This is a genomic window from Acetobacter papayae (assembly GCF_047721125.1).
Lineage (GTDB): Bacteria > Pseudomonadota > Alphaproteobacteria > Acetobacterales > Acetobacteraceae > Acetobacter > Acetobacter papayae.
Genome location: NZ_JBDNWF010000010.1, coordinates 18,311 through 32,170 on the forward strand (window position 1 = coordinate 18,311; position 13,860 = coordinate 32,170).

The following is a 13,860-nucleotide window of genomic DNA, read 5'->3' on the forward strand; positions in this document are numbered from 1 at the left end:
TCCGCCTGTTCAAACCCGTCCGCCGGAAAGGTCCGGTGAACCCAGGAGGCGCGCTTGCGCCACTCCCGTAAAACGCTTGTTTTCACAACACAACCGCGTAGCCAGCCCGCCGGCTGCCAGCGCCACATTCACAACACGCTCACGCCCGAAAACCTTTGCCAGATCCTCGGATGTCAACGCATCGACAACAGGAGTATCGCGCCGTCCTGAAAGCAGGCGCTCAAGCTCCTCCTGGCTTCCGTCTCGAGCGTGAACAACAACACCAGCCTTACGCTGGGTTACCCATTCACGCGCCTTGACGAAACCACTGACCGCCTGACCGGCTCTTCGCGCCAGCCCGACAACCTCGATCATTCGCCGGGCCAGACCCGCTTCCACTTGGGAGAGCAAATCTTCCGGCACAACCACCTGTGCACGCGCCGCACGGGAAAACACCCCCTTGGCGCGGGCCTGTTCTATCACATCCCGCCGGGCACTCAACCAGATTCCCCGTCCCGGCAGACGCGCATCCAGATCAGGCACCACAACCCCGCCGGGCGAGAGAACAAACCGAACCATAAGTTCGGGCTGCCCCTGCTCGCGCGTCAGAACACAGCGTCTATGACTGGCTTTCCGTTCATCCGCAAGGGTCAGGGCCTCAGGCCCCTCCCCTTCGGGGTGGCTCTCCACACTCACTCCGGCGTCAGCCTTCAGGCGTTGCCGTCCTGGCTCTCAGGGGACTTTCCTGCGTCACCATCAAACCAGTGCGCGCGTGCTGCCATGACAATTTCGTTGGCGGCTTCTTCATCAACGGCATCAGCCCCGAGAAGCTCGACCAGTTCATCACCTGCCAGATCGGCCAAGTCATCGAGGCTTTTTACACCCTTTTCGCCCAATGTCACAAGCATCTGATTCGTAAACACGCCCAGACCTGCGATCTCGTCGACAACGCCAAGCTCACGGCGGCGGTCGTCCAGCTTTTCTTCCTGCCGCACCAGATAGGCTTCAGCGCGCTGCATCAGCTCCTGCACGACCGATTCGTCAAAGCCTTCGATTCCCCCCAGTTCGTCAGGATCGGCATAAGCCAGTTCCTCGACACTGTGGTAGCCTTCGGTCACGAGCAGGCCCGCGATCACGTCATCCACATCCAGCGCTTCAACAAACTGTGCGGTCCGGCGGCGGAATTCTTCCTGACGGCGTTCCGATTCCTCGGCTTCGGTCAGAATATCGATATCCCAACGGGTCAGCTGGCTGGCCAGACGCACGTTCTGCCCACGACGGCCGATAGCGAGGGAAAGCTGGTCATCCGGCACGACAACCTCGACGCGCCCGGCTTCCTCATCCATCACCACCTTGCTGACTTCAGCCGGAGCCAGCGCATTCACCACGAAGGTCGCAGCCTGCGGGCTCCACGGAATGATGTCGATTTTCTCGCCCTGCAGTTCGGCCACAACCGCCTGCACGCGTGAACCACGCATACCAACGCAGGCCCCCACCGGGTCGATCGAGGCATCACGCGAGATCACGGCCATTTTCGCACGCGAACCGGGGTCACGCGCCACGGCCTTGATTTCGATGATGCCGTCGTAGATTTCAGGCACTTCCTGCGCAAACAGCTTAGCAAGGAACGCCGGATGCGTACGGGACAGGAAAACCTGCGGGCCACGCGTCTCGTCACGCACATCGTAGATATAGGCACGCACGCGATCAGAGTTACGGAACGTCTCACGCGGGATCAGTTCATCACGCCGCAGCAGCGCTTCGGCAGAACCGATCTCGACCAGAAGGTTGCCGTATTCGGTGCGCTTGACCGTGCCGTTGACGATTTCGCCCACGCGGTCCTTGAACTCGTTGTACTGGCGCTTGCGCTCATATTCACGCACGCGCTGGACAATCACCTGCTTGGCGGTCTGGGCCGCAATACGCCCGAAATCGATCGGCGGCAGCGGATCGATCAGATATTCGCCAGCCTGAATTTCAGGGCGGAAGCGCTGCGCAATCGACAGGGCGATCTGCGTATCTTCATTTTCGACCTGATCCACCACTTCCGTCCAGCGGGACAGGCGAACCTCGCCCGAGCGGCGGTCGATCGTGGCGCGAATGTCTTTTTCGTGCCCGTATTTGGCGCGTCCGGCTTTCTGGATGGCCTGCTCCATGGCCTCCAGAACCTCTTCACGCTCAATGCCTTTCTCGCGCGAGACGGCGTCCGCCACCAACAGCAGTTCAGGACGGGAAACAGAGGTATCCATGCTCTCAGCTCTCCAAAACAGGCAGCGCCATCAATGCACCTTGCGACCGGACGGGCCAGAGGCCTGCGGCCCCTCCCCATCCATGTCTGTATCATCCTGCCCGTTCACCTCGGGGATTTCCCCTTCGGTGGCGGGACGGGCCATTTGCGCGCTGGCCTCGATCAACGCATCGGTCAGAACCAGACGTGCGCGGCGAATTTCGCCCAGCGGCAGCGCCACTTCCGAACCGTCATCCAGCCGCATACGTGCGGCCGTGCCATCGCAGCCCAGCACCACACCGGCAAAACGCCGCCGCCCGTCGAGGGGCACCAGCATTTCCGCGCGGGCCTGATGGCCAGCAAAACGTTCCCAATCCTTGGCGCGGGTCAGCGGACGGTCAATCCCTGCGGAGGACACTTCCAGCGTCCATGCACCGGGAATCGGGTCTTCCACGTCCATGACCGCGCCAACCGCATGGCTGATGCGCTCACAATCCTCGACATTGATCAGCATGCCATCAGCCCGGTCGGCCATGATCTGCACGGTTGGGCGCTCACGCCCGAGCACCGCCACACGCACGACCTCATACCCCATTGCCTCAATAGCAGGGGAAATCATGGCGGCTAGGCGGCCTTCAAGGCCACCATGGGCGGAAAGATCTGTGTCCAATGCAAAATCAGGCGGCCCGTCAAGGCCACCCCCCGAAACTTTTGGCTGAATTGAAGAAGGATGAAGCTCTCTCTAGAACACCTGCCCCCAAACCGCAAGAGGAAGAAAAATCTGCTGTTCGGTGCTACAATATCGCCATGATTTTGGCATGATGATGCTGCATATTTGCAACGGCTCAGCGTGGAGGCTGATACACGCATGAACAAACCGGCCGACCCCGCACCAACACCCCAGCCCGCCATACAGCCCCGCAGCGGGCGAGCGGTCATGCTTGGAGCCGCGTTCTGTCTTATGGCCGCCGGGTGGGCCGGTTTCCACGCCATGGCCCCGGCCAAACAGACTGATGCGACACAGGATAACGCTGCGCAGGATGTGCAGGGCCAGTCCGCCATGCCGCTGCGTATGATCGCCCCCGAACAGGCGGCGCAGGCCCTCGCGGCCTCGGGCTACTCGGCCAAGGAGCAGGCGGATATTCTGGCCGCCGTCAAACGGCGCGATCTGCGGCTGCTGGCCATGCCCATTTACGATGCCGCAGGCACAGGGGGCACCGTCAGCGTGCTCTGTGGCCCATGGCAGCGCACGGTTCCCCTGAGTGCCACGCCTACAACGGTCATCCTGCCCATTGCCATGGCGGGCAGCGTCGATATTGTAGGCCTTTCATCCCAAGGGGTAACGGGCATCAATAGCGGCATTATTACCGCTTTTGGCCCGCAGGTTCTGCCGCCACTCTCCAATGGGCAACATCTGCATGTTTCGGTTATCGCGCAATGAAAGACCTTATGCCCACGCTGAACCGGTTCATGCCGCTGATGATGGTCATCTTTCTGGTGCTGGCCAGCATCCAGATCGCCATTTCGCTGCACCTGTCCCTGCATGGACTTTTACACGTTCTGCAATGGGGTGCGGCCATATGGCCGGCACTGGCAGCAACAGGACTGGCATTCAGTATTGCCGGTCTGCTGTTTGAAACGCGCTCTGAAAAAATCGCCCGCAAGGGCCTTCTCCGCCGACGGGGCTTTATCATGGATGTTCTTGCCAGACTGACCAACCGCGCCGCCCTTGAAGAAATGCTGGCACGCGAGCAGCGCGAAACCACGATCGACGCCGAGGAACTGGCCGCGAATCTGCGCGCCCGCGTAATCGGGCAGGATCAGGTATGCGAAGATATGGCAACCCAGCTCCGCCGCCGTCTGGCGTTGCAGGTACGGGGCAAGCCTGTTGGCATTTTCCTGCTCGCAGGCCCGCCCGGCACCGGCAAGACCTATCTGGCCAAGCAGCTTTCACGCCAGCTTGACCGCCCCTTGCTGCATTTCGACATGACGCAGATGAGCAGCCCCCATGCTGCAACGCAGCTTTTCGGCTCGCCCAAGGGCTATGTCGGCTCTGACACCTACGGCAAGCTGACCGGCGGCCTGCAGGAAAAGCCCGATGCCGTGGTGCTGCTCGATGAAATCGAAAAAGCCCACCCGGATGTTTTCAAGAAATTCCTGACCGCTTGGAACGACGGCCATGTGACCGAAGCCTCCACCGGGCAGCAAGTCTCAACCGTGCGGGCCATTTTTATTCTGACCTCCAACATTGCTACGGAAGCACTGGCCGATATTGCCCGCCGCCTGCAGGACGACCCCGACCGCATGCGCGCCGAATCGGTAGAAGCCCTGCGTCAGGCAGGCTTCGCCCCCGAAGTGCTGAACCGGCTCGACCGCATTTTTGTTTTCCGCCCGCTACAGGGACTCGACATTGCCCGTGTCGCGGCGCTGGAAATCGAAAACATGATCGAAAGCTACGGGCTGAAGGTCGAAACCGGCGGAATCGACGCGGCCCTGCTGATGGATATCATGCGCCGCATGAGCCGTATGGGCGATGCTGCATCTGCCCGCGATCTCGCCCGTGGTGTGGAAGACATGATCAGCGAATCCCTGATTATCGCCCGCCAGCAGGGGGCCAGCATGGTGCGTCTGGTCAAGGAAGAAGACGGCACGGTTGCCGCCAAAGCTGCGGGCGGTAGCCGGTCTGACTCGCTCTCGCCCCGCCTTACGCCCTGATGCCAGAAATCGCCCTGATATCTGGCGTGCTACCCCTGTCTGTTCTGCTCGCGCACACGCGGGCCTGTTTCTAGGTTTACCGGATGTCCGCTTTCACCCGCTTGTGGCGCCGTGCGCCGTTATGGCGCGCCACCGTGCTGGCCACCGGCGTTACCACTGCCCTGAGTGTTCTGGTGCCCGCCCCATGGCTGGCCAGCAGCCTGCCCGCCTATACCGGGCTGACATCGCGCATCCAGCATGCACTAGGCATGGGGGGGCAAAGCGGCACGGATGGTGATGACGCACTCCACCCGCAGGATGATCACCGCACCATTTCCGTACCCCCGGTCGATGCCCAGATGGAAGGCCGGGTTTCGTTTATCGGCAAGGATATTCCGCTGCCCGCAGGCAAGTGGCACCCGCTACTGACCTATCAGGATGATCTTTCCCACGGCGAAATCATGACTGCCATCTATGTACGCACGAATGATGGAATCGTAACGGGCCTGCTGATTTTGCAGGGCACCTCACAATCGCTGCCCATGGCGGACACCATGCCCATTCAGGGGCAGTGCACCAGCTCCTTTGCCTTCATGACCCGCTCACAGCCAATGGATGGCAGCCATTCGGAATGCTGGCTCACCTCGCCCATACGAATCGTCAACGGGTTTTTCCTGACGTCCGACCCGGCCCTGCAGCAGTTGGTAAGCTCGCCCTTCTTTATTCCTGCGGCGGTAGAGCGACTGAATATTCAGGGCTACACGCTGCCCAGCGTGCTGGTGGATGCGGCATGGAATCGGATTGAAAAACGCGCGCCGGATTCCCGTGCCGATTTTCTGAGCGTGCATCTGCTCACCAGCCCGGCCCCACCCGGCAGCACCCGCGCACCCGGCGCGCCGGAAAACTGGACACGGACCGGCATGCGGGATTCGGCTGCTGTCTCTGATTTTGTACAGCGCACCAATGAGTGGATTCAGGACTGGTCGCCCTACCTGCTGAAGGCGTTCGAGGGCCAGCAGGTAACGCCACCCGCTTCAGCGGCGGAAGACCCCGGATTCCGGGGCTAACGCCGCCCGTTCTTCAGGCCATTGCGGGTGCCAGTACCTCTGGTGGATCATCGCGCAATACGTCGGCTGATACATCAATCAGGAAGTCCAGCACGGTGCGGGTGCGCAGCGGCAGAGTGCGCGGGCCGGTATGCACGGCATAGAACGGCAGGGACGGAATATTCCAGTCCGGGAAAAGCCGGACAAGACGGCCCTCCCTGAGTGCATCCCGAACCTGAAAATGAGGCAGAAGCCCGATGCCGAGCCCAGCTTCCACTGCGTACAGGACAGCCTCGCTGGTATTGGCACGGAATACGGCGCTGGGCGCAATCACGCTTTCCTCGCCATCGCGCTCGAAATTCCAGTCCAGCCAGCTACTGCCGTAATTATAGACAACACCGGGGTAATTGGTCAGTTCCCGCGGGTGTTCGGGCATGTGGTAGCGCGCCATGCAGTCAGGCGATGCCACCAGACATTTACGCACCATGCCCAACTTGCGCGCAATAAGCGAACCCACAGCGATTTCGCCCACGCGCACCGCAAGGTCCAGCCCTTCCTCCACCAGATCGCCAAACGCGTCGCGCATGACAATTTCGACTGACAGGTCGGGGTGGCGGTCCAGCAATTCGCCCAGCCTGCGGCTCAGGCACAGGCCGAACGCCGTGGTAACGCCCAGCCGCACCAGACCGGAAACCGATGCACGCCTGCGCCCCAGAACGGTTTCCGCCGTTTCGAGAATTTCCAGCACTTCGTACGCATGCGGCAGAAGGCTGCGGCCATCTTCCGTCATGGTCAGGCTGCGGGTTGTCCGGGCAAACAGCGTTGTGCCGTAATGGCTTTCAAGCAGGGCAATATGCCGGGAAATGGTGGGTTGACTAACCCCCGTCTCACGCGAGACAGCGGAAAAAGAGCCTGTTGCGGCAACGCGCACAAAGCTATGGAGCGCAGAAAGTAGGTCCATGGATACCCGGTCTATTCCCCAGAACGCGGCCAGACCGGCACAATGCCGCCCAATCCGCCGGACCGTGCCGCGCCCGCCCTACTTCAATGCCATGGCGCAACAACAATCCGCCCCCCTGCACGCCCCCAGAACCAGAGGCGACAGGTCCGGTTTACCGTTTTGTTTTGCAGCAAGCCGGAATGTGAGACAATACATCCGCCCCCCGGCTGGCCCCATACGGCCCATGCGCCAGACGCATAAGCCAGACCGCTTTAATCTAGCGACGCCGCGTATGAGGGGATGCCAACCTACGCTCCGCCAGTTTGGCCAGCCGCACGAAAGGCAGCCCCAACAGGAGATAGGCCAGCCCCACCATCAGCCCCGTTCCGAAATAATCGAAATAGGTGGAAGACAGGCGGATATAGGTCTGGGTGAGTTCTGTCAGGGTAATCACACTAACAAGTGAGGAATCCTTGAGCAGGGAAATAAAGTCATTGGTCATGACCGGCATGACCAGACGGAATGCCTGCGGCACCACCACATAGCGCAGGGCCTGTGCATGCGTCATGTTCAGCGCCATTGCGGCTTCCGTCTGCCCAAAGGCTACGGATTGCAGCCCGGCCCGGTAATTTTCGGCCTCATAGGCGGCGTAGTTCATACCAAGGCTGATCACACCCGCCACAAACGGTGTCAGGTTCACCCCGCATTGCGGTAGACCATAGAAAATCAGTAGCACCTGAATAAGCAAAGGCGTGCCGCGTACGATCTCGACATAACAGGCGGCCAGCCACGCAAGCGGCGCTGGGCCGTACAGACGCACCAGCGCCAGCACCAGCCCCAGAGCCACAGCCAGCACCATGGCGCTGAGAGACACCAACAGGGTCAGCCATGCGGCGCGAACAAGCTGCGGAATAAAGCCCACATAACGCTCAAGCTTCACGCGCCAGCCGGTTTTGCCCTGAATTTCAGCCACATAGGAATAAAATGCCGTGGGCGGGATATCCAGCACGCTGTCATCGCCGGTCAACTGCACCATTTCGGGGGTCCACAGGTCCCACCGCGCCAGCACGCGGTGGAGGGTGCCATCCGTGCGCATGGCCGCAAGTGCAGCATTCACCCTGCCACGCAGGGCCTCATTCTGCCCCTTTTCGAAAGCAATACCGTATTCCACCCGCCCGATCGGTTCTCCCACCACATGCAGGGCCGGGTTTGTATCTCCATAATATTTGGCGATGGGGCCATCGAGCAGAACCGCATCCGTGCGACCGTTCACGAGATCCATGAACGCGTCGCTTTCCTCTTCATAGGTGCGCAGTTCCACATTGGGATTGCGCCCCAGAATCTGGGCGGCCTGCGTATCCTTGAGCGTGCCCACGGCATGGCCGGACAGCGAGGCCAGAGTGGTAAGCTGTGGCCCCTTGCGGCGGACAGTCAGCCGCTCGGATGTGACGTAATAGGGGTCACTGAAATCAATCGAATCGGCATGCTCGGCGGTCATCTCGATCCCGCAGATGACCATTTCATACAGGCCGCGCTGCAGGCCGGGAATCAGCCCGTCCCAATCGTTCTGCACGAACTGGAACGGCACACCCATATGCCGCTGCATTTCCTGCATCAGATCGTATTCGAACCCGGTCAACCGTTCAGGCTTGGCGGGGTCGTGGAAGGTATAGGGCACATCGGCCGATGAATCGGCGGCCCATCGCACGGTCTGCTGGGCTGCGGCTTTGTCTTGCGCCGCCATAGCCCGCCCGCCGGGCAAAAGCCCCGCCGCGACAAGCCACACCATAAGCACCAGACCGGTCATGCGCAGGGCAGCACCCCATGCAGTCGCCAGCACAGGAGCCGAAAATACGGCATGACCGTATCGCGGGTCAGAAATCATCCCTCGCGCACCATCAGGCTCGCAAACAGGCATAGGCTGCCTCATAATACGGTTCTCAGGAAGCGTCGGGTTCGTTCATCCTGCGGGTTGACGAACAGCTCCTCCGGCGGGGCCGCCTCAACCACATGGCCAGCATCCATGTAAATGACGATATCGGATGCAAGGCGGGCAAAACGCATGTCATGGGTAACGACAATCTGGGTCATGCCTTCATCATCCAGCGTGCGCATGACCCCCAGCACTTCCTCGGCCACGATGGGATCAAGGGCGGAAGTGGGTTCATCATACAGCATAATTTCAGGACGCATGGCCAATGCGCGGGCAATGGCGGCCCGCTGCTGCTGCCCGCCCGACAGCGAAACCGGATACCGTCCCGCTACCTGACCCAGCCCCACTTTTTCCAGCAGGGCCATGGCCTCATCCCTCATAACGGCGGTTCGCTCCCGCTTGACCACACGGGGGGCCAGCAGAACATTGTCGAGCACTGTCAGGTGAGGAAACAGGTTAAAGCTCTGGAACACCATGCCCACATGGGTTCGCAGCCTGTGGGCCGCGTGCTCATCCGCCCGCCGCCACGGCCCGCCATCACGGGTGATGCTGACACCCAGCACACTCACCCGCCCGCGGTCAGGTCTTTCAAGAAAATTCAGGCAGCGCAGAAATGTGGATTTACCACAGCCTGAAGGGCCGATGATCGAAACCAACTCCCCCTTGCGTACCTCGATTGAAACCCCGGCCAGAATTTCATCTTCGCCGAAGCTCTTATGAATCTGCTCTGCATGCAGAACAACAGGGTCTTCAACGCAAACCACCGGCCCGGTATCAACCGGGCCGGTGGCTTGAATATCACCCTGGGCAGAAAATCTGTCAGGCAGCTTTCGTCATCCCGCGCAAGACGTACTGGAGGATGCCACCATGCCTATAATATTCGACCTCGTCCAGAGTATCGACACGGCACAGAAGCGGTACGTCCTGCGTGGAACCATCCGCACGGGTAATGACCATGGTCACATCCATACGGGGAGAGAGTTTATCAACGCCCTTGATGCTGATGGTCTCATCGCCCTTCAGCCCGAGGGTCTTGCGATCCGTGCCGGGCTTGAAGACCAGCGGCAGAACGCCCATGCCCACCAGATTGGAGCGGTGAATACGCTCGAAGCTTTCCGCCACGACGGCCTTGACGCCCAGCAGCAACGTGCCTTTGGCCGCCCAGTCACGCGAGGAACCCATGCCGTATTCCTTGCCGCCAATCACGACCAGAGGCACGCCTTCCTTCTTGTATTCCATGGCCACATCATAGATGGAGCCTTCCTTCCCGTCAGGGAAGTGCTTGGAATACCCGCCTTCGGTGCCCGGCAGCATCTCGTTCTTGATACGGATGTTGGCAAAGGTACCACGTACCATGATGCGGTCATTACCACGACGTGACCCGTAGGAGTTGAAGTCCTTGGGATCGACCCCATGCTCGATCAGATAACGCCCGGCCGGGGAATCCTTTTTAATGGAACCGGCGGGAGAAATATGATCGGTGGTGATGTTGTCGCCCAGCAGGGCAAGCAGGCGCGCACCTTCGATATTGCCCGGTGCGACCGGCTCCACCGCCATGTCCTTAAAGTAGGGCGGATCCTGCACATAGGTGGACTTGGGGTCCCAGCTATAGGTTTCAGACCCGGTAACGACCTTGAGCCCCTGCCATTCCTTGGTGCCCTTGGACACATTGGCATAACGCTTGATGAACTCCTCACGCGAGATGGCGGAGGCGATCAGGTCGGCAATTTCCTTGTTGGAAGGCCAGATATCCTTCAGATACACCGGCTTGCCATCCTTGGACGTGCCCAGTGGCTCCGTGGTGATATCCTTGCGCATGGTGCCCAGCAGCGAATACGCCACAACCAGCGGCGGGCTGGCCAGATAGTTCGCGCGAACGTTGGGGGAAATGCGGCCCTCAAAGTTACGGTTACCCGACAGCACCGACACAGCCACGAGGTTATTGTTCTCGATGGCATCGACAATATGGCCCGGCAGCGGGCCGGAATTGCCAATGCAGGTGGTGCAGCCATAGCCCACGGTGTTGAAACCCATGGCATCCAGATCAGCCGTAAGGCCGGAGCGGTTCAGATAATCTGTCACCACCAGCGAACCGGGGGCGAGCGAGGTCTTGACCCAAGGCTTGGGTGTCAGGCCCAGAGCCCGCGCCTTGCGTGCGACCAGACCCGCTGCAATCAGCACCGCCGGGTTGGAGGTGTTGGTGCATGAGGTAATGGCGGCGATGACGATATCGCCCTGACCCAGATCGTAATTGGTGCCTGCAACCGGCACCTTCTTGTCTGCCTCGCCTGCGGGTACGCCGAGCGAAGTTGTCAGTTCCTTTTCGAACTCGACCTTCGCGCTGCGCAGTTCCACACGATCCTGCGGACGCTTGGGGCCAGCGAGCGACGGTACGACACTACCCAGATCCAGTTCCAGAATATCGGTAAACACCGGCTCGGGTGTTTCACTCGTGCGGAACATGTCCTGCGCGCGCAGGTATTCTTCCACCAGCTTGATACGGTGTTCGTCACGGCCGGTCTGGCGCAGGAAGTCCAGCGTCAGCACATCAACCGGGAAGAAGCCGCAGGTCGCGCCATATTCCGGAGCCATGTTGGCGATGGTCGCACGGTCGGCCACGGGCAGATGGTCAAGGGCAGGGCCAAAGAACTCGACAAACTTGCCCACCACGCCTTTCTTGCGCAGCATCTGGGTAACGGTCAGCACCAGATCGGTGGCGGTCGCCCCTTCGGGCAGCTTACCGGTCAGGCGGAAACCGATCACATCAGGGATCAGCATCGCGATCGGCTGGCCCAGCATGGCCGCTTCCGCTTCGATACCACCCACACCCCAGCCCAGAACGCCCGCACCGTTAATCATGGTGGTGTGGCTGTCCGTGCCATACAGGGAGTCGGGGTAGACATAGTCCTTGCCGCCGACATTGGCCGTCCAGGCCACCTGCGCGATGTATTCGAGGTTCACCTGATGGCAGATGCCAGTATCAGGCGGCACAACGGAGAAGTTCTCGAACGCTTCCTGCCCCCAGCGCAGAAAGGCATAGCGCTCGGCATTACGTTCGAATTCGAGGGTGATGTTTTCCTGCAGGGCATCTTTCGTGCCCGCAAAATCCACCATCACCGAATGGTCGATCACCAGATTGACCGGCACCAGCGGGTTCACCTTCTGCGGGTCGCCCTTGAGGTTCACGATGCCGTCGCGCATGGCTGCAAGGTCAACCACACCCGGAACACCGGTGAAGTCCTGCATAAGAATACGGGAGGGCTTGAAAGGCACTTCCTTAGTGCTGCACCCCTTTGGTAGCCAGCCGGCAATGGCCTTGGCATCGTCCACGCTGTAGGAGCGGCCATCCTCGAAACGCAGGATGTTCTCCAGCAGAACCTTGAGCGAGACCGGCAGACGGCTGACGTCGCCAATGGTCTTTGCCGCTTCCGGAATGGAGAAGTAATGATAGGTTTTGCCGTCTACCGTAAGGGTGCGGCCTGTTTTGAGTGTATCGTGCCCAACCGATTTCATAGTTGTTCTCTCCCCGATCACAGCCGATGGCTGGTGATGCGTTCAGGACACCGCCGCATGGTGCGTCATGCCTTGTCCGGTCCGGTCAAACCCGGCAGCGCCGGACAATCGGCTTGCTATCCCGTCGGGGCTAGAACATACCGGCACTGGTAAAAGGCACAAGCGGGTAAGCAACCACGAGAGCGAGAGCTTTCATGCTTTCCCAGTCCTGCCTTGGTAACAATAAGGAGAAGTCCTATCTCCGCCGCTCCGCCCCTTCCCCCGTCAGGTCAGAGGCCTCTTGCTGGCACCGCCGCGCCGGGTGAATCCACCACACACCTGCCGCACGCCATGCCGGATTCCGCACAACACAGGCCTGCCCTTGTAGCGCAAGACCTTATGGTCTTCCGGGGCGACAGGCTGGTGCTCGATACACTCAGCCTGAGCCTGAACACGGGCGAGGCCCTGCTGCTGACAGGGCCGAACGGTGCGGGCAAATCCACCCTGCTGCGGGTACTAGCTGGGCTGCGCCAACCGGATTCGGGCGCTCTGCTCTGGTATGGCCAGCCCACCCGGAACGACCGCGCCGCCCATGCCGGACGCGTTGCCTATCTGGGCCATCAGGAAGCACTCAAACCCGGCCTGAGCGTGCGCGAAAACCTGAGCCTGTTTGCCGCAGCGGGGCAGCTTGCCGCCCAGCTCCGCAGGCAGGACGGCAGTACCGATTCCTATACAAGCCCGTATGACCTGCCTGCCGCACTGGCGGCCATGGACCTCGTGCATCTGGCCGACCTGCCCGCGCGCCTGCTCTCCGCCGGGCAGAAGCGCCGCACGGCACTGGCCCGCGTGCTGCTCGCACAAGCCCCACTCTGGCTGCTGGATGAGCCCAGCCTGGGGCTGGATACCGCAGCCATTGCCCTGCTGGGTGAGGCCATGGCTGCCCATCGCGCACGAGGGGGGCTTATCATTGCCACCACGCATGTTCCCCTGCCGCTGGAATCCCCCGCCACACTGGCCCTGCCCGGCGCCATGGACTCCATAACGGGCAATATCCTGCCTGAGACACACTGGTCCCTTGCCAGCGAAGACGAGGAAAACCGCCCATGACATCGCTATTCTGGCACATTGTCATGCGTGACCTGCGGCTGGCCTTGCGGCATGGCGCGGATACGCTGGGGGCGGTGCTGTTCTTTATCGTAACGGCTACCCTGTTCCCGCTTTCGCTCGGGCCTTCGCCCGAACTGCTGCGCCGCATGGCACCGGGCATTATCTGGGTCTGTGCCCTTCTGGCCTCGCTGCTACCGCTTGACCGGCTGTTTGGCGCAGAGCTGGAAGATGGCTCGCTCGACCAGCTCATGCTGCTGGGCCTGCCGCCCGCCTTTGTAGCGCTGGCCAAAATGACCGCGCACTGGCTGACAACCGGCCTGCCGCTGCTGCTGGCCGCAGGGCCACTGGCCACCATGTTAGGCCTGCCCGGCGCGGCCCTGCCGGTTCTGCTGGGGGGGCTGTTACTCGGGTCGCTCGTTCTGTCGCTAATGGGGGGCATGGG

The 13,860-nt window shown here is 61.0% G+C and carries 12 protein-coding genes; 5 read left to right on the plus strand and 7 right to left on the minus strand.

Features of this window, described 5'->3' with window-relative positions; translation table 11 throughout:
- Positions 1-9: 9 nt before the first annotated feature.
- The 3 genes from ABF757_RS05015 to rimP are packed head-to-tail and all read right to left on the minus strand — an operon-like array spanning position 10 to position 2,825.
- Complete coding sequence (locus ABF757_RS05015) at positions 10-675, minus strand: RNA-binding protein (protein ID WP_415481192.1); 666 nt, start codon at positions 673-675, stop codon at positions 10-12.
- A 14-nt stretch (positions 676-689) separates the two neighbouring features.
- The gene (nusA, locus tag ABF757_RS05020; RefSeq protein WP_415481193.1) at positions 690-2,228 is read right to left on the minus strand and encodes a transcription termination factor NusA; all 1,539 of its coding nucleotides are present in this window, start codon (positions 2,226-2,228) and stop codon (positions 690-692) included.
- Positions 2,229-2,258: 30 nt separating this feature from the next.
- The gene (gene rimP / locus ABF757_RS05025; protein ID WP_415481237.1) at positions 2,259-2,825 is read right to left on the minus strand and encodes a ribosome maturation factor RimP; all 567 of its coding nucleotides are present in this window, start codon (positions 2,823-2,825) and stop codon (positions 2,259-2,261) included.
- Between the two features lie 249 nt (positions 2,826-3,074).
- Between rimP and ABF757_RS05030 the strand changes: the two genes are divergently transcribed.
- The 3 genes from ABF757_RS05030 (at position 3,075) to ABF757_RS05040 (ending at position 5,967) form a co-directional block, all read left to right on the plus strand.
- Positions 3,075-3,647 (plus strand): hypothetical protein, encoded by a 573-nt coding sequence (locus tag ABF757_RS05030; RefSeq protein WP_415481194.1) that lies wholly within the window; start codon positions 3,075-3,077, stop codon positions 3,645-3,647.
- Entirely contained in the window at positions 3,644-4,921 is a 1,278-nt protein-coding gene (locus ABF757_RS05035) for an AAA family ATPase (protein WP_415481195.1), read from the plus strand. The genes ABF757_RS05030 and ABF757_RS05035 overlap by 4 nt, the downstream gene beginning before the upstream one ends.
- 83 nt (positions 4,922-5,004) lie before the next feature.
- Positions 5,005-5,967, plus strand: coding sequence for a hypothetical protein (locus ABF757_RS05040; protein WP_415481196.1), 963 nt, complete (start codon positions 5,005-5,007; stop codon positions 5,965-5,967).
- A 13-nt stretch (positions 5,968-5,980) separates the two neighbouring features.
- On the opposite strand, the gene ABF757_RS05045 is transcribed toward ABF757_RS05040, so the two are convergent.
- The 4 genes from ABF757_RS05045 to acnA all read right to left on the minus strand — a co-directional run bounded on the left by ABF757_RS05045 (position 5,981) and on the right by acnA (position 12,332).
- Positions 5,981-6,907: a LysR family transcriptional regulator gene (locus tag ABF757_RS05045; RefSeq protein ID WP_025860660.1), complete on the minus strand. Its 927-nt coding sequence runs from the start codon at positions 6,905-6,907 to the stop codon at positions 5,981-5,983.
- A gap of 256 nt (positions 6,908-7,163) precedes the next feature.
- Positions 7,164-8,693 carry an ABC transporter substrate-binding protein/permease gene (locus ABF757_RS05050; RefSeq protein ID WP_415481238.1) on the minus strand — a complete coding sequence of 510 codons (1,530 nt, stop codon included), beginning with the start codon at positions 8,691-8,693 and terminating at the stop codon, positions 7,164-7,166.
- Positions 8,694-8,812: 119 nt separating this feature from the next.
- Complete coding sequence (locus ABF757_RS05055; protein WP_415481197.1) at positions 8,813-9,583, minus strand: amino acid ABC transporter ATP-binding protein; 771 nt, start codon at positions 9,581-9,583, stop codon at positions 8,813-8,815.
- Positions 9,584-9,638: 55 nt separating this feature from the next.
- Positions 9,639-12,332 (minus strand): aconitate hydratase AcnA, encoded by a 2,694-nt coding sequence (gene acnA, locus ABF757_RS05060; protein WP_415481198.1) that lies wholly within the window; start codon positions 12,330-12,332, stop codon positions 9,639-9,641.
- A gap of 330 nt (positions 12,333-12,662) precedes the next feature.
- On the opposite strand from acnA, the gene ccmA reads away from it, so the two are divergent.
- Positions 12,663-13,418: a heme ABC exporter ATP-binding protein CcmA gene (ccmA, locus tag ABF757_RS05065; protein ID WP_415481199.1), complete on the plus strand. Its 756-nt coding sequence runs from the start codon at positions 12,663-12,665 to the stop codon at positions 13,416-13,418.
- A partial coding sequence (locus ABF757_RS05070; RefSeq protein WP_415481200.1) for a heme exporter protein CcmB occupies positions 13,415-13,860 on the plus strand: 446 nt, incomplete at its 3' end. The genes ccmA and ABF757_RS05070, both read left to right, overlap by 4 nt.